Origin of the sequence: uncultured Pontibacter sp., assembly GCF_947502515.1 — a bacterium.
GTDB lineage: Bacteria > Bacteroidota > Bacteroidia > Cytophagales > Hymenobacteraceae > Pontibacter.
Genome location: NZ_CANNAI010000001.1, coordinates 999,662 through 1,015,359, shown reverse-complemented (window position 1 = coordinate 1,015,359; position 15,698 = coordinate 999,662). Strand labels below are relative to the sequence as shown.

Here is a 15,698-nt window from a genome sequence, read left to right as displayed (position 1 = left end):
AAGGTATTGCCTGTCTGGAAATCTCCCCCATTGATAGCGTATTCAAAACTTCGGTTACCTGAAGACGTCACACCCGTTACCTTGATCTCGCCGTTACGGTCGCCGCAGGTAGTAGCCTTTAGCTCAACTGTAAAATCAGCAGGGCCTGGCACTTGTGTGATGGTAAACGGTACAGTGACTGCGCAGCCGTTAACTTCGGTTACAGTAACGGTGTAGTTACCGGCAACTTTATTAGTAATAGAAGCAGTAGTTTCGCCGGAACTCCAGCGATAGCTCAAAGCCCCCTGACTACCTGTAACATTAGCACTGATCGTTCCTAATGTACCATTACAGATTACTGGCGTTCCTGTCAGGGTCACTTCCATTCTGTAGAATGAGATTACCACCTCGTCCTGCACCGGACCACAATCGCCGTTTCCGGTTGATTCTAATGTCAGTGTAACAGAACCTGCATTTAACTCTGTCTCTGTTGGAGTATAGGTAGCGCTCAGGTCTGTCCTGCTTGAGAAGGTACCGTTACCACCTATCCAGCGGCCACCTGTGGCGGCTGTAACTGTGCCTGCCAGTTGAACGGTACTGCCTGCGCACACCAATTGGTCCGGGCCAGCGTTGGCAGTGAGATTGGAAACCACCTCCACTGTGGCAGAGAACTCTTCGCAGTCTCTTGAATCTTTAGGTATAGCAATTAACTTATAAGTGCCTACAGCTGTAGCCGTATAATTCAGGTTGCTTCCTACCTGATTACCAGCAGCATTTTTCCAGACATAATCAAAACCAGTGGTCTGGTCGCCGCCTGTTACATTGCCTCTAAGCACTACGCCACCGCCACCAGGGCATATAATAGCAGGTGTTGGCGCTATCGTGACAACAGGCCTGCGATGAAACGTAACTTCGATGTCATCATAATAAAGGTTGTCGGAGCATGAACTCTGGAAAGCTTTACCCCGAACACGGTATATCACTCTAGCTGGGGCATCATCGTCGCCTGTTACAATCGCCTCTTTTTTACCATTCGGGAAACTCAGGTATTTAAGATAAGCTCCGTTACCTGTCAGGTCCTCCCATACAATGCTTTCTTCATTAAAAGTATCAGGCGCTTTCAAGATGTCGGAGCAACCTGCTGTGAGAGACACATCGGCCTGCGGCTCAAAGGCAGCAATAGACCTGATGGAATATGTAGTTGCATTACCACCAGGCTTACAGAAAGTGATCGTAAAGATACCCGTATTAGGAGCGCAAACTTCTTGGCCCACTCTAGTTTCTGGGCCACAGTTTATGGTGTAATCCATGGCACCCTTGCCGCCATCAACTGTAACAACTATTTGGCCAGCCCTTTCATCCAGTATTACATTAAACTGAATACAATTATTATCTCTACAAGCGCTACCATTCCTACTTACTGGTGGGGATGTGTATTCTCCATTAGGCTCTCCGCGCAGATCCACATCAAAGGTCGGAACAGTTGCGAGCACTACTGCTATAGTAGCTGTAGTGGTACATCCGTTCACATTGACAGTGAGGGTATAAGTGCCTGCATCACTGGTTCTCATATTAGGTCGGGTTGGTTCCCGCAGAGTGGAAGTGAAGTTGTTCGGACCCGCCCAAGAGTAGGTAGCTCCGGGTATTTCCGTCGCAGACAAATAGAGTGTTCCAGTAACACTTGGACTACTGGCTGTCAGTTCAGGCACTGGAGGCTTAGCATTAATGATAAGATCGGTGCCATTGTCAGTGCCAGCTCTCCTTAATCCATTTGAGTACACCCGAATTCTATATTTATCTCCTGCTGGTATATTATCAGGGATGATTGCACTAATTGAACCGGCATTATTGCTAATAGAGCCAATGATAATGGGGTCTGCAAAGCTGCCATTAGCATCAGAAAGCTCTGCTCTGTAACCATTCCCAAGATTTCTGGAAGTGTTATAACGTACAGTCACAGCCTGCCCAGGGCAGTAAGGGCCCGCAGTGACACTAGTTGTGCTCAACAGAGGCACCAGTTGGGAGATAAATGTTTCTTCACCGCCTCTGTTTACAATCACAATACCACCAAAGTTTGGCGTATTTTCCTGAAAGTAACCGGTAACATATACATTCTGAGCCGCATCTGACGCAATACCCCAACCACGGTCATCGCGTGCACTACCGGCTCCAATAGACCATACGCCGTTGCCATTCCCATCATAGTGTGCCGCATAAATATCAAGCGCACCCGTTGTTGACAGAGGACTTCCGCCAATGTTGGCACTACCACCAAAGCTACCAGTCAGGTACAAATTACCATCTCTATCTACAGACAAGCCTCCAAGTTCGTCAGCAGCGTTTCCGCCTGCTCCTTTCGCCCATATAACTGTGCCTGTATTAGAGTACTTTGCCAGAAAGATATCCTGACTAGATCCGCTGTTGTTAAAAGAGATTGAGCCAAAAGTAGTCCTTGCTGAGAAATTACCGCCCAGATACAAGTTAGCAGCACCATCTATACCTAATGCGGTTACTTTTTCTGCGCCATTTCCACCGGCTTTCTGTGCCCATCTTATAGCACCACTGTTGGTATAAGATGCAAGAAATATGTCTTGGTTGCCCGAATGTGAAAGTGGCGTAATGCCAAGCGTGAAATCCTCATTAAAGTTACCGGCCACATATATATTGTTGCTGCCGTCAATCGCAATGCCTCTGCCTTCGTCGGCTGCAGTGCCGCCGATCTTTTGCGCCCAGACAAAAACGCCGTTTGCATTCAGCATCGCTACAAAGCCGTCTGTGTTGCCGGCACTTGCAAAAGAGGTGTTTCCGAAACTAGCCGTACCCGTGAAGCTACCCGTGATGTAGCTATTCCCGGATGCGTCTATTGTTATACCTGTTCCTCTGTCTGCAGCGCCACCTCCTGCTTTGGTTGCCCAAACCACATTACCGCTTGTGCTATACTTAACAATAACAATGTCGCTGGAACCACTACTGGTCAGCGCTGTACTGCCTAATTGGGTGGAGCCTGTAAACGAGGTCACAACATAGCTGTTTCCGGCTGCGTCCGTTTTCAGTGCGCCTTCGTCTGTCAGGTTGGTGTCGGATATCTTACGAGCCCACACAAAATTGCCTGCGTTGCTATACTTTGTGAGATAAGTCCCTATACCTGAGGCATTAAGCGTTGTTGATCCGAATTCGGCAGAAGGAGCAGAAAAATGCCCAAGCACGTATAAGCTGCCGGCACCGTCTACCTGGATAGACCGACCGTGATCGTGGGAAGCCCCCCCGACCGTTTTCACCCAATTTATGTCCTGCCCAGACGCAATCGTGCTGTTGCTAATCAACAGAGCAACCGCAAGAATAAACTGTAGAAGTTTGTTCATATAATAATCAATAAATTACAAATAGATTTTCTGACCGGCTTGTAGAATCAGGCGGCGTGGTGAAACACATACAAGTAGACCACAGTGCGTAGCCTACTCTATCAGTTGTCAATAAATGAGAAAGAGTGTGTAAAGTTTGTTGTCATGCGATAGGGGTTATAGTGAACGATGTTGTTATCATGTGTGCTATTTGCTTAAGCGTATGCTGTAATATTTTTATACACCTTTATAAATAGTACTATTTAATTAATAAAATAAACATTTTAAATGCTTTACTTTTTATCTATATCCTTACAAATCATAAAGATTGAAAAAGGCATCAAAAAGTCCTTTATAACTAATTTTCAGCGGCTTATTCAGCAAACAGAAATTTCAGCCTGTAAATAAAGCAAAAAAATAGTATGCAAAACAATACAAAATTACGTTTCCCATATATTTAAAAACTCCAAATCAGTATTTGCAATTTTCTCATTTAAATCATTCAATATTTTACTTAAATTACAATATTCGTACTTCGAAAATGCCAGTATAAACCATTACCTTTGCAGCATCTCTCACTTAAGATAGATTTTGATATGAGCGCCAAAAGCTTTGAGCTATTACTTGATACTGCCTTCGCCCCCGAAACACCGCAAGTTTTTGAGGTGCAGGCTGCTGTTGTATACCAACAACTGGAGCAAGCGCTCAAGAATGCACGCTTAAAAGGAGGGCAAGCGGGAGACGAGATTGGATTTCGGTTCGAACGCCTGCGGCTAGGTGTAGCGATTGCTTTTATAAAGGCTTATGCCCGACTGGCTGACAACGAAGGCGCAAAAGATGTACTGAAATTGCTACTGGAAGCTGTTAATGCCAAAAACACCCGCGAAATCGATAAGATCATCCAGAAGAAAATCAGCCTGTTCGACAACCTCTATCACGAAATATTTGTGAACGAACAACGTGAGCATTTGCTGGCTATGTTCGAACAGACGCTGGATGCGACTTCAAAAGAGGAAATTGATGAACTGATACTCGAAGGGCTGGGAGCACTGCAGGATATCGATTTTGAAGCAGCCCATCATGAAGACGATGACGATGAGCCGCTTGACGAAGACTTCCTGAAAAGTATACAGTAATATTACCCATTCATTAGGTCTATGGAGATCACGCTGACCACCCCTGCCCTGCTGTTTCCGGCCATTTCATTATTGCTGCTCGCCTATACCAATCGGTTTATGGCGCTCGCTAACCTGATCAGGAGCCTGAAAAGCCGCTATGCCTCCACGCACAGCCATCTGGTATACGGGCAAATCGAGAACTTGCGTATTCGCCTGGTCCTGATCCGGAACATGCAGGCCTTTGGCATTGCCAGTATGTTTGGTTGCGTGTTTTGCATGTTCATTCTTTTTGCAGGGTATAACACTGTCGGCAAGTACACCTTCGGCCTGAGTTTGCTGTTGCTTATGATCTCGCTGGCACTTGCCATCCGCGAAATTCAAATCTCGGTGAAGGCGCTGGAACTAGAGTTGAATGACCTGGAGGAGACTTCGGCACAATAGCCTGAAGTTTACATGCTGACAAAAGTATCTCTATCCTATAATTGCCCCTTGTAGTCGTTTTGATTGCAACTCTCATATCTCCAACACAACAGGGAGGTATAACTTTACCCATCATTGCTTACCTTTGTGGCTATTTAGCTTAGAGTTAGAACTTAAAGTGAGACAGCCCTCTCGAACAATTTCTGACGAATAACTATAGACTCTTATTTCAAACAAATGACCGCTAACCCGAAAAATCTGGCCATTAAGGATTTTGTGTACGAGCTGCCAGATGAGCGTATAGCCAAGTACCCGCTGCCAGAGCGCGATCAGTCGAAGCTACTCTATTATAAGAGCCACAACATAGCCGATCATACTTTTACTGATTTGCCGGACCTACTGCCTGCCGGCAGTTTGCTGGTGTTCAACAATACGAAGGTGGTCCAGGCTCGCCTGATCTTTCATAAACCAACAGGTGGTGCAGTGGAGATTTTCTGTCTGGAGCCGGTTAAGCCCCACCGCGAGGTGCAGCTGGCTATGCAGCAGACACGCAGTTGCACGTGGAAATGCCTGGTAGGCAACAACAAGCGCTGGAAAGAAGGTGTACTGAAAATATTCTTTGAAGGTGGCGTTGTAACAGCCGAGCGGGAAGCACAGCAAGAAGGTCATTTCCTGATCCGTTTCACGTGGACACCCGCCGAGCTTACTTTTGCCGAAGTACTGGAGCACTGCGGACGCTTGCCGCTGCCTCCTTACCTGAACCGCGAACTTACACTTGAAGATCGCACCCGCTACCAGACCATCTATGCCCGCAACGAAGGTGCTGTAGCTGCACCTACTGCCGGACTTCATTTTACAGACCAGGTAATGGCATCTTTGCAAGCCAAAGGTATAGAGAGCACCTACCTGACCCTGCACGTGGGCGCCGGTACTTTCAAGCCTGTGAAAGCTGACACCATGGAAGACCACGAAATGCACGCGGAGCAACTTATGGTCTCGAAGCAGGTGGTGGAGCAACTGTTGCAACACCTGGGCAAGCCCATTATACCTGTCGGGACAACTTCGATGCGCAGCCTCGAGAGTCTATACTGGCTGGGCACGTTGCTTCAACAGCAGCCTGGGTTAAAACCAGAAGAGCTGCATGTAACCCAATGGCTACCTTACGATACCAACACGCCTCCTGCCACACCCGAAGCACTGCAGACTTTGCTCGAATACATGGAGCGGTACCAGGTTGAACATTTGCATGCCAGCACACAGATTATCATCGCGCCAGGCTATACCTTCCGGATCTGCAACGGACTCGTGACGAACTTCCACCAGCCGGAAAGCACACTCCTGCTACTCGTATCTGCCCTTATCGGTGGCGACTGGAAACAGGTATACCAACACGCCCTGGACAATGACTACCGCTTCCTGAGCTACGGCGATAGTTCGCTGCTGCTACCATGAAGTCGCGCGATGACCTCACAGGTCTGGGAGACACTGTGAGGTCTTTTGAGCACCTTTTCTGGCAACTCCAACAAAAAAAGCCAGTTCTATATCAGGTATAGAACTGGCTTTTTGATGATTTAAAGTCGGCTACTTTCCAGCCTTGGCATCACCGCCATTCAGACCATGCTCCGAAATCAGGTATACGAGTGCAGCCATACCTGCGGCTCCCAGCTGCATTTCGCGACGGTTCACAGTCTCAAAGGTATCGATGTGAGTATGGTGATAGTCGAAGTAGCGCTGCGAGTCAGGGCGCAGGCCGATCAGTACCACGTTGTTCTGACCTTTGAGCGGACCAATGTCAGCGCCGCCGCCGCCGCGGTTCAGTTCGTGCAGACCATAAGGGGCCAGCAGTTGCTTCCAGGAAAGTATCTTGGCATATTGCTGGTCGTTGCCGTCAATACCGAAGCCACGTGGTGTAAAGCCACCTGAGTCAGACTCGAGAGCCGCTACGTGCTTCTCCCCTTTTGCCTTAGCCTCTTCAGCGTATTTGCGTCCGCCGCGCAGACCATTCTCTTCGTTCATGAACATCACCACACGAATGGTGCGCTTCGGGCGTATACCTTGCTCTTTGAACAGACGCAGTACCTCAATAGACTGCACACAGCCGGTACCGTCGTCATGTGCGCCTTCACCTACATCCCAAGAGTCCAGGTGGCCGCCTACCACAATGATCTCATCAGGCTTCTCAGAACCTTTGATCTCACCAATCACGTTATAGGAAAGCACATCTGGACGGGTTTCGCTGGTCATGCGCATATAAAACTTCAGCTCCGGATCGTTTTTCAACATCGCGCTTAGTTCATCGGCTCCTTTGGTGCTGATGGCTGCTGCCGGTATTTTATCCACACCTTCTTCATAGCGCATGTTGCCGGTATGGGCCACATCCTGTACATCGTTGGTCATGGAGCGAACCAATACGCCTACTGCACCTAGTTTAGCCGCTGCTACTGCACCGCCGCCACGCTGATCCACGGCACCACCATAGGCGCTGCCTGTCTGTATGTGTTTGTTGTCAAATGGGCGGTTGAAGAAGACGATCTTGCCCTTTACTTTCTTTTTACCCAGTTTCTCGAGTTCTTCGAAGTTCTGCACTTCCACCACCTGCGCACTCAGGCCTTGTGTACCGGTACCTACTGTGCTGCCCAGCGCCAGAATATTTACCTCCTGACTGCCGTTGCGGCCACTCAGAATACGGCCGATTTCTTTATCGCCACGCACCCAGTAAGGCACCATCACCTCCTGCAGGTATACGCGGTCGAGCCCCATGTTTTCCATTACCTGTCGGCTCCATTCCACAGCGGCTGCGGCCTGCGGAGAACCGCTCAGACGGGCGCCTATGTTTTTGGTGAGGTAGCGCAGGTTTTCGTAGCTCTCGTAGCTGGTGAGAGCGTCGTCGTAAAACTTACGGATGACGGTGGAGTCAGACTTGTAGGTGTTTTGCTGCGCCATGGCAGGTATAGCAGCCAGCATGGCAGCTCCGGCCACGAAAGCGCGTAGTTTGTGCTTTATTAACATCTTCAGGTGAATAATGCTTGAAATTTAGTTTTAGATTGTTTGTGGCTTTAATATAAGCAATCTATTTGAGGTATAGACAACTATTGACACAAAACACGTTAGCCTACTTCACCTGCAGCAACTTCTGCAGGTCCTGCGGACTCAGAGTAAGCAAGCCAACTTCGGGCAGGCGCTCCGTCAGTTCTTTCCAGTTTTTGTCTTTCTTGTATACCTCTTTGAGAAGTTTGGTGGCTCCGTTTATGTCACCGTTGTTAGCCAGCGTGATGGCGTGCCAGTACTTCATTTCGAGGTTATCCGGGAACATAGATTCGGCTTTGCCATACTCTTCCATGGCTTTGGCCATCTGCCCCTTCTCTACGGCCAGGTCGCCGTTGTTCATGTGCTCGTAGGCACGGTATACCTTGAGCAGACGCTCCAGTTCGTCAAGCGGCTTATCGTGGTCGTCCACCCGCAGGTCGATGGTGCGGTCGTCCCAGGGCTGGCTTGTGGCCTCGCCGCGCACCACCACCAGCGCTGCCGATTGTTTGCCGCGGATGTCTCCTCCCTCCCGCTCAGCTGCCTGCATGGCCAAGACCACCCGCTCGGCCAGGGGCTTACCTGCACTCGTTTCAAATGCCTTCGCCATGGCTGGCCATACCTTGTCGCTGAGCATCATGTTGGCCTGCACCGAAAAATTGGTACCGATGGTGTGCCCCGCATAGCGAATGCATTGCTTGCCCGTGTGTGTCGCCACACGTCCCTGCGCGTCGAGGATCGACACCTGTCGCACTTCCCGCCCCTCGTCATCGGCCAGCAAAATATCCAGTGCTTCCTGCGGCGACTTCCCCTCTTTCAACAAAGCAAGCCCACGCAAACCAAATGATTTGTTGGTGAAAGACTGCGTAGCCACCACGCCAACGCCTGCCTCTACCCAGGGCACAGCGGTGCCCACCGAAAACCAGTGGCTTTGCACACCAACGGCCATTTCGCCCGTCTTCGCATCACGGGCTACAATCGAATAGGTATGGGCAAGGGGCTCTTCACTTTTAAACACTTGGGCCTGTGCGGAGAAATGTGTCACGGTTAAAAGGAGGGTTAGTATGGAGAATAGTTTTTTCATGGAGAGTACTGGGGTTTAGTGGGTTGGGTTGTGACAGTTCAGAATTGAAACAATAGAATGTTAATCAGCCAGATACATTTTCAATTTTACTTACAATACTGTTCGCCTCCTCTACTATTTCTGATGGGTAGCCACTGATTTGCAGAATTTTTATTGCGTTTCTTGTCCTAAGTGGTCCGAACTTTAGTTTATGGTCAAATACGAGCTGTGTGTTATGAATGGATTCAGAAAAATGGTACAGGTCAAATTCCCTTTGTAATAGCTCGGTCAACTCAATATCATGCGTAGACACAAAAACAAGATGATTACGTTTTGCTAAGTACGATAATATGGCTTTCCCACCTGAAATACGCTCCACCGTGTTTGTACCTTTGAAGATTTCATCCAGTATAAATATGGCAGGTTCGCTGTTATGTGAACTATCAATGAAAGCTTTGATGGTGCTTACTTCCTCAAAATAATAACTCTTTTCGGTTAGCAAGTCATCGGAAATTTTGACCGAAGTAAATATTCTGGAAAACGGTGCGATAAAGTTGCTGGCGGTGCAAGTATATATTGTTTGAGCCAAAAGCATATTGATTCCGACAGACCTGATAAATGTCGTCTTGCCTGACATATTTGAACCAGTCAACAGCAAACCTTTTTGTGATAACTGTAAATCATTAGGTATACAATTTGCAAGAAGTGGGTGCGTCAGACTATCTATCTTTAGTTGCTTTGGCTCGCAGAAAGATGGCTTGCAGTACACCTCCAAGCCTGCACGATAAGATGCCGTGGAGATCGCAGCGTCTATCTCTCCTATGAACTGAAACAACTCATCTAGTGCAGTTCGTTTTTTCTCTACATCTTCTATTAAAGAAAAGAAAAATATAATCTCTAGATTAAAGGCCATTTTCAGAAGCTCAAATAGGGAGTAGAATATTGTCGTCGTTTCATCCTCCAATTTGTTATTCAGGCTCACCCATCTCATTTTCTTTTTCAGAGGTATAAGCCTTTGCAAAAAACCTGTATCTGCAAAATGTGATTTGATAAGCCCGACGTTCGAAAGCTTTACCCCTGCATTATAAGCTTTACTAAATTCTCCTAGAGCGATAAGGTAGTAATTGATATTTTCCTTATTCCAGTAGTGAATCAAGATATTAGCAACAAATAAAGGCAGTAAGAAGAATAGCAAAACAGGAAAGATAAAAGCAAGTATGGTGAGTACCAGTACAGAAAAAGTCAGAACATACACCAATGGATACCACTTGGGCGGTTTTATCGGCTCACCGTGAATCAGCTCTTCTAAATAAAACGAATCCCCTTTTTCAAGTGTCCTTAGTGTTAACTGACAATGTTTCCTTTGCTCTTCATTCTGTGAGAAATTATCAACCAAACGGTCGAAGTGTCGCAACTCTTCGATATCACCTGAGATCACTCTGAGTTTGTAGTATAGAAATTGCTGTCCCACTTTAGACACAGTCCTATCAACAAACTCGAAAACCTCATCGAGATACAAGTCTTCGCTAACTTTGTCTGGAATGACCTGAAAAGAATCTAAACCTCTCCTGAGCTTATTTTTGAAGTACTTTTTGATCAAAGGAAAATTGAAATACTGCTCTTCCTTTGCTTTCGACCATTTAGCATGCAAGTCTTCTTCTGCCTGTTTCATCTTTTTTAGATGTCGATGACGGATATAGAAAACTCCGAAAAGCGGAATAAATAAAAGAGATACGATGTAAATGAAATTCATCCGTATAATTTACAGCCACTACCTAATTAAATAATACACCCCAAGTGAGTAAGTTTTTTAGACTTTCTTGGGAAACCTGAAACGTTCACCCCTCTTATCTATTTTCTACCTCAACCCCACCCCAATATAACCATTCTCCCCTTATATAGTAAATTCCCTACCTATTTACAACCCATCTTCATTTCAGAAGTATAACATACCAAATTCAGCGCGGGCACCAACCGCTCGGCGCAAACCAATTTATGAGCAAACCCTTCAACGAGAAAAAACAACAGCGCATGGCCATGCTGATAGATGGCGACAATGCGCAACCGACCCTTATCGTCAAAATACTGGCCGAAGCTGGCAAATACGGGCAGACCACGATCCGCCGCATCTACGGCGACTGGACTACGCCGCAGATGAACGGCTGGAAAGACTGCCTGAACAACCACGCCATACAGCCCATTCAGCAGTTCCGCTATACCGTCGGTAAAAACGCCACCGACAGCGCTATGATCATTGACGCGATGGACCTGCTGCATAGTCACCTGGTAGATGGCTTCTGCATTGTGTCTTCAGACAGCGACTATACCCGACTGGCGACCCGCATCCGGGAGGCAGGCATCTTTGTGATGGGCATCGGGCAGCGCAAAACGCCTAAGCCTTTTGTGAACGCCTGCAACATCTTTATCTACACTGAAAACCTGACTGACGACATTGACGAGAAACAAATAGCAGTAGCAGACAAATCTACCCCTAACGGGCAGGAGAATCCGCGGCCTAATCCAGTGCCGATGCTGAAAGAGGCTTTTCAGATGGCTGTGGGTGAAGATGGTTGGGCGCATCTCGGGGCCATTGGCACAAGCCTCCGCCTGCTCGACCCAGCTTTCGACCCGCGAACTTTTGGATACAGCCAGCTGATCCAGCTGATTAAGGCGCACAAGGACTTATTCACCATTCGCAAAGAAGACGACAAAGGCTCATCTGCGGTATACGTGAAGCGTCGTAGCAGCCCGAAGCGGCGTAAACCTGCGAAAGAAAAAGAGAAATCAGTAAAACCTGCTGCCAAAGAAGAACAAAGCAGCAACTAAACTCCTTCAGGGCACAAAAAGTACAGCCTTCTACTGCACGCGCAATAGAAGGCTGTACTTTTTGTGCAGATCTGTACCTTATATACTAAAGCCCACTGTCAATGAAAAATTCCTGAACTTCCCGTCTGCGCTATTGTCGTTAAACACGCTCGTTAGTCCGTGGTTATACATCAGGTCCAGTTCGACAAAGCGGAGCAGCTTGACTCCCACACCGCCGTGCAGCGCAAACTGAGCGTTGCGCACATTTCGACGGCGCACGTCCAGGTTGTTGTCGCTTACGCCAATGTTGTAGGCAAAGGAAGGTCCTGCCATTATTCGAAAAGGGATGGAGCCGCCTCTGCGTTTGACATAGGAACTTTCAAAACCCAGTAGCACCGGCGCCCGGAAGTAGCGGAAGCGCACTTCATCACGCTCTCCGGATCGTGGCTGGACTGTACGCTGTATGGTCACTTTGTTATTCACAAAATCAACCCCAGGCTGTACATAAAAGCGGTTACCGATACGGGCAAAGGCACCGAACTCAGTTCCCACCCCGGCCGACTCTTCTACTAAAGTAGGATCACTGCTGATGTTGGACACATTGAAACCGAACTTGGCACCCAGATCAATGTTAGAGTCTTGCGCACTAGCTGTAAAAATAACGCTTAAAAAGATCAGGAGTAGTAGTTTAATTTTCATAGTCTTGTGTACAATATATGCGTTCATACTAGAGTAACATTACCATACTCTTATCTATTTAACTGTGTTTTGGACCCGTATGTTTAGTATTCAGCTTTTTAGAACTCAGCAATAACGCCTCCCAACCCGATTCAATGAGATCTGCATCCACATTACAACCCCTGATCGTAACGCCTGACATTAAATTGCACGAAGCGCAGGTAAGTGACGCCCCAGCCCTCTATCAGCTAATTGACCAGGGTCGGCTATACCTGCGTGAGTGGCTCCCTTTTATAGACAGCAGCTTCTCTGCAAGCGATACAAGGTTGTTCCTGCAAACTGTCACGGCGCCTGGCAATCTGCAGGAGCAGGTATACACGATCCGGTTTCAGGAAAAAGAAGCGGGTATTATTGGTTACAAAGCCATTGACAGGGTAAACAGCAAGCTGGAGATCGGCTATTGGCTGGGAGAGGAATTCCAGGGAAAAGGCATCATGATCCGTAGCTGCGCTGCTTTGGTTGCAAACGCCTTTGAGCAGATGCGCATGAACCGCATTCAGGTAAAAGTGGGCGTAGGAAACAGTAAGAGTAGTAACATTCCGAAACAGCTGGGCTTCAAGCTGGAAGGTATAGAGCGGGACGGTGAGTGGCTGCGCGGCCGGTTTATCGACCTGGAAGTATACAGTTTACTGAAGCGGGAATGGCAGGCGAGCCCTGCTAGCTTTGCTTCCGGCGGAAACGACCAATCCTGATACCGGGCTTAGATGTAGACTTGGTTGGCGCCATACCTGTACCCAGCAGGAGTGATACCGGCCGCAGCTCTTCGTGCTTATCGGCGATCAGTTTCATAATAGCCACAAAAGGCACGAACAGTATCATGCCGGATGCTCCCCAAAGTATACCTCCCGCCACAATGGCCAGCAGTGTAAAGAGCATGTTGACCTGCAAACGGAAGCTCACTGCCAGCGGGAAGATCAGGTTAGCCTCCAGGTACTGCACTACCGAAAACACAATAATCACCCCAACCGGGTACCACACAGAGTCGTATGTGATCCAGGCCACGGCCATCGGCAAAATCGCCCCGATCGTGATGCCCACATAAGGTATAAATGTGAGGATAGAGGCCACAATCCCAAAGAAAATAGCATGCGGTATACCTAGTAGCAAAAGTCCGACACTGTTGAGCAAGCCCACTACCGCATACACAATGATCATTCCCTTGATGAAGTTGTAGTAAGTCGTAATAGTTTCGTGCAGAATGCTGCGGATCTTGCTGTGTTCTGCTTTCGGGAACATGGAGAAAAGCGCCGCCGCCAGCTGCTCCCGGTTATAAAGAATAAGGGCAGCATAAAGGGGAATCAACAAAACGAGCACAACCGTTGTCACGGAGGCATAGAGCACGCCTTGTACTACGTTCAGCACAGTGGAGGCAGCGTCCTTTACAAGCCCTTCCATCCAACTGCTGCGTTGCACATCGTCCACACCAAACTGCTGCTCCAGGTATAGCCCGAACTGGTACCATGCCTGCAGCAGCTTTTCCTGCAGCACGGGCCATTCCTGCCCAAAACTGATCATTTGCCGCACCAGCAGCCAGCTCAGTGCCCCTACCAGCAGCACAAGCGTTAAGAGGCAAAGCAAAATAGCGCTCCAGCGGCTCCAGCCACGATCTTCCATCCACTTTACAACAGGGTACAGCACAAAACTGATCAGAAGCGAGAAGCTGAGCGGAACAAAAAGTGTACGCCCAAAGTATAGCAAAGCCGCCACCAACAAGATGTATTGCAGCAACTTTAGCCAGTTAACTTTGGAGCTCTTTTCCATATTTCACTATATTGGGTTCCCGTTTGTGCTGATGCACTTCAGGACAGCAATTACCTCAACAATATTCCCAAATATTACATCAATTTCCTAATCGTATACACCGCTATACCTATGACACGCCATAAGCTTTTTGCTACTGCCTTTTCTCTCCTTTTCGGCGCTTCGCTCTCAGCACAGGACCTTTCAGTGATCAACCAGCAGGAAGCTACCCGCCTCCTTCAGACGCTGAGCCACGACGACATGCAGGGACGCGCCGCCTTCTCAGCAGGTATAGAGAAAGCCGCTGATTTCATCGAAGCAGAATTTCATGCTGCAGGCCTTGTGCCCCTCAACGGCAACAGCTCGAGCCAAGCCCCCTCTTATCGCCAAACTTTTTATGTGCACCGTCTCACTCCTAACCAAGTGGAGGTAACGCTAGGCAAAAAGAAAATAGCTCCGGAGCACCTGTTCGTCAACACAGCACAGGAGAAACTTGAGTGGAAACACAAAAACAAGATCAATATTATCTCTATCCCTGAAGGCGAGAATTTCCGGAATGCTTTTGCAAAGGCTAACTCGCTTGAGCAGGACGCGATCGTGCTGATTCATCCGAGTCATGCCGAAGCCTTCAACTCTTATAGAGGCTATTTCTCAAGAGGTGCCGTAAAGAAAGAGGTAGGCACCGGCCCAAGCAAGGTATATGTGCTCACCGATCAGGCTGCGCCAAAGAAGTATGAAGTGAAGTTCGCCAATCAGGTTGAAAAGCTATCGCTCTCCAATGTAGTTGGCATGATCGAGGGCAAGCGCAAAGATGAATTTGTCGTGTTTTCCGGCCATTACGACCACATCGGCTTCCACAAAACCATTGACGGCGACAGCATCGCCAACGGCGCTGACGATGACGCCTCCGGCACTACCGCTATGATGATGTTGGCCCGCTACTACAAGCAACAGCCGCAACCAGAGCGCACCCTGATCTTTACCGCTTTCACAGCCGAAGAGATAGGTGGCCACGGCTCCCGCTACTTCTCCGAGCAGCTCAACCCCGACCAGATCATGGCCATGTTTAACATTGAGATGGTGGGCAAGCCCTCTAAATTCGGTCCGAACAGCGCCTACCTCACGGGTTACGAGAAGTCTGACTTAGGTAAAATGATGCAGAAGCGCCTGGAAGGCACTACCTACAGCATCCACCCTGACCCTTACCCAGAGCAAAACCTGTTTTATCGTTCCGACAATGCTACTCTGGCTCGTTTGGGAGTACCGGCACATACCATCTCGTCGGTTCAGATTGATCAGGACAAAACCTACCACACCGTAAAAGACGAGTTCGAGCTGCTCGACATGCCGCATTTCACCAGCATGATCCGCGCGATTGCACTCGCCGCGCAGGGAGTTGTAACGGGTGAGGATACGCCGATGCGGGTTGATAAGGCGTTGGTTAAGTAGACAAGTCAGTCCTTACAGCGC

Annotated in this window: 12 protein-coding genes; 6 read left to right on the top strand and 6 right to left on the bottom strand. The window is 48.3% G+C overall.

The genetic code is table 11. The features are described 5' to 3' along the window. Window positions 1–3,341, bottom strand: a 3,341-nt coding sequence (locus Q1A54_RS04760) for an SBBP repeat-containing protein (RefSeq protein WP_299985428.1), incomplete at its 3' end; no start/stop codon positions are given. Window positions 3,342–3,916: 575 nt separating this feature from the next. On the opposite strand from Q1A54_RS04760, the gene Q1A54_RS04755 reads away from it, so the two are divergent. From Q1A54_RS04755 to Q1A54_RS04745, 3 genes are all read left to right on the top strand, one after another. After that, entirely contained in the window at window positions 3,917–4,456 is a 540-nt protein-coding gene (locus Q1A54_RS04755; protein WP_299985426.1) for a hypothetical protein, read from the top strand. A gap of 21 nt (window positions 4,457–4,477) precedes the next feature. Beyond that, the gene (locus tag Q1A54_RS04750) at window positions 4,478–4,879 is read left to right on the top strand and encodes a DUF2721 domain-containing protein (RefSeq protein ID WP_299985424.1); all 402 of its coding nucleotides are present in this window, start codon (window positions 4,478–4,480) and stop codon (window positions 4,877–4,879) included. Window positions 4,880–5,095: 216 nt separating this feature from the next. After that, on the top strand, window positions 5,096–6,310 hold the full coding sequence (locus Q1A54_RS04745; RefSeq protein WP_299985422.1) for an S-adenosylmethionine:tRNA ribosyltransferase-isomerase: 1,215 nt from the start codon (window positions 5,096–5,098) through the stop codon (window positions 6,308–6,310). A 129-nt stretch (window positions 6,311–6,439) separates the two neighbouring features. Here Q1A54_RS04745 and Q1A54_RS04740 read toward each other — a convergent pair whose 3' ends face one another. The 3 genes from Q1A54_RS04740 to Q1A54_RS04730 form a co-directional block, all read right to left on the bottom strand. After that, window positions 6,440–7,822: a M20/M25/M40 family metallo-hydrolase gene (locus Q1A54_RS04740; RefSeq protein ID WP_299985459.1), complete on the bottom strand. Its 1,383-nt coding sequence runs from the start codon at window positions 7,820–7,822 to the stop codon at window positions 6,440–6,442. Between the two features lie 148 nt (window positions 7,823–7,970). Continuing rightward, a complete protein-coding gene (locus tag Q1A54_RS04735; protein WP_299985420.1) occupies window positions 7,971–8,966 on the bottom strand; it encodes a DUF1028 domain-containing protein in 996 nt (331 codons plus the stop codon). Between the two features lie 64 nt (window positions 8,967–9,030). After that, the gene (locus tag Q1A54_RS04730; RefSeq protein WP_299985418.1) at window positions 9,031–10,617 is read right to left on the bottom strand and encodes a DNA mismatch repair protein MutS; all 1,587 of its coding nucleotides are present in this window, start codon (window positions 10,615–10,617) and stop codon (window positions 9,031–9,033) included. A 323-nt stretch (window positions 10,618–10,940) separates the two neighbouring features. Between Q1A54_RS04730 and Q1A54_RS04725 the strand changes: the two genes are divergently transcribed. After that, window positions 10,941–11,771 carry an NYN domain-containing protein gene (locus Q1A54_RS04725; RefSeq protein ID WP_299985416.1) on the top strand — a complete coding sequence of 277 codons (831 nt, stop codon included), beginning with the start codon at window positions 10,941–10,943 and terminating at the stop codon, window positions 11,769–11,771. A 78-nt stretch (window positions 11,772–11,849) separates the two neighbouring features. Here Q1A54_RS04725 and Q1A54_RS04720 read toward each other — a convergent pair whose 3' ends face one another. After that, complete coding sequence (locus Q1A54_RS04720) at window positions 11,850–12,449, bottom strand: porin family protein (protein ID WP_299985414.1); 600 nt, start codon at window positions 12,447–12,449, stop codon at window positions 11,850–11,852. A gap of 134 nt (window positions 12,450–12,583) precedes the next feature. On the opposite strand from Q1A54_RS04720, the gene Q1A54_RS04715 reads away from it, so the two are divergent. Beyond that, the gene (locus Q1A54_RS04715) at window positions 12,584–13,180 is read left to right on the top strand and encodes a GNAT family protein (RefSeq protein WP_299985411.1); all 597 of its coding nucleotides are present in this window, start codon (window positions 12,584–12,586) and stop codon (window positions 13,178–13,180) included. Here Q1A54_RS04715 and Q1A54_RS04710 read toward each other — a convergent pair. Further along, window positions 13,146–14,249: an AI-2E family transporter gene (locus tag Q1A54_RS04710; RefSeq protein ID WP_299985409.1), complete on the bottom strand. Its 1,104-nt coding sequence runs from the start codon at window positions 14,247–14,249 to the stop codon at window positions 13,146–13,148. The two genes, Q1A54_RS04715 and Q1A54_RS04710, sit on opposite strands and share 35 nt — an antisense overlap. Window positions 14,250–14,360: 111 nt before the next feature. On the opposite strand from Q1A54_RS04710, the gene Q1A54_RS04705 reads away from it, so the two are divergent. Continuing rightward, window positions 14,361–15,677: a M20/M25/M40 family metallo-hydrolase gene (locus Q1A54_RS04705; protein ID WP_299985407.1), complete on the top strand. Its 1,317-nt coding sequence runs from the start codon at window positions 14,361–14,363 to the stop codon at window positions 15,675–15,677. The last annotated feature ends 21 nt before the right edge of the window (window positions 15,678–15,698 follow it).

What these genes read in the sequence shown, in the direction of transcription:
- Q1A54_RS04755 (WP_299985426.1), top strand. Translation starts at nt 3,917, where the DNA reads ATGAGCGCCAAAAGCTTTGAGCTATTACTTGATACTGCCTTCGCCCCC.
- Q1A54_RS04750 (WP_299985424.1), top strand. Translation starts at nt 4,478, where the DNA reads ATGGAGATCACGCTGACCACCCCTGCCCTGCTGTTTCCGGCCATTTCA.
- Q1A54_RS04745 (WP_299985422.1), top strand. Translation starts at nt 5,096, where the DNA reads ATGACCGCTAACCCGAAAAATCTGGCCATTAAGGATTTTGTGTACGAG.
- Q1A54_RS04740 (WP_299985459.1), bottom strand. Translation starts at nt 7,822, where the DNA reads ATGCTGGCTGCTATACCTGCCATGGCGCAGCAAAACACCTACAAGTCT.
- Q1A54_RS04735 (WP_299985420.1), bottom strand. Translation starts at nt 8,966, where the DNA reads ATGAAAAAACTATTCTCCATACTAACCCTCCTTTTAACCGTGACACAT.
- Q1A54_RS04730 (WP_299985418.1), bottom strand. Translation starts at nt 10,617, where the DNA reads ATGAAACAGGCAGAAGAAGACTTGCATGCTAAATGGTCGAAAGCAAAG.
- Q1A54_RS04725 (WP_299985416.1), top strand. Translation starts at nt 10,941, where the DNA reads ATGAGCAAACCCTTCAACGAGAAAAAACAACAGCGCATGGCCATGCTG.
- Q1A54_RS04720 (WP_299985414.1), bottom strand. Translation starts at nt 12,449, where the DNA reads ATGAAAATTAAACTACTACTCCTGATCTTTTTAAGCGTTATTTTTACA.
- Q1A54_RS04715 (WP_299985411.1), top strand. Translation starts at nt 12,584, where the DNA reads ATGAGATCTGCATCCACATTACAACCCCTGATCGTAACGCCTGACATT.
- Q1A54_RS04710 (WP_299985409.1), bottom strand. Translation starts at nt 14,249, where the DNA reads ATGGAAAAGAGCTCCAAAGTTAACTGGCTAAAGTTGCTGCAATACATC.
- Q1A54_RS04705 (WP_299985407.1), top strand. Translation starts at nt 14,361, where the DNA reads ATGACACGCCATAAGCTTTTTGCTACTGCCTTTTCTCTCCTTTTCGGC.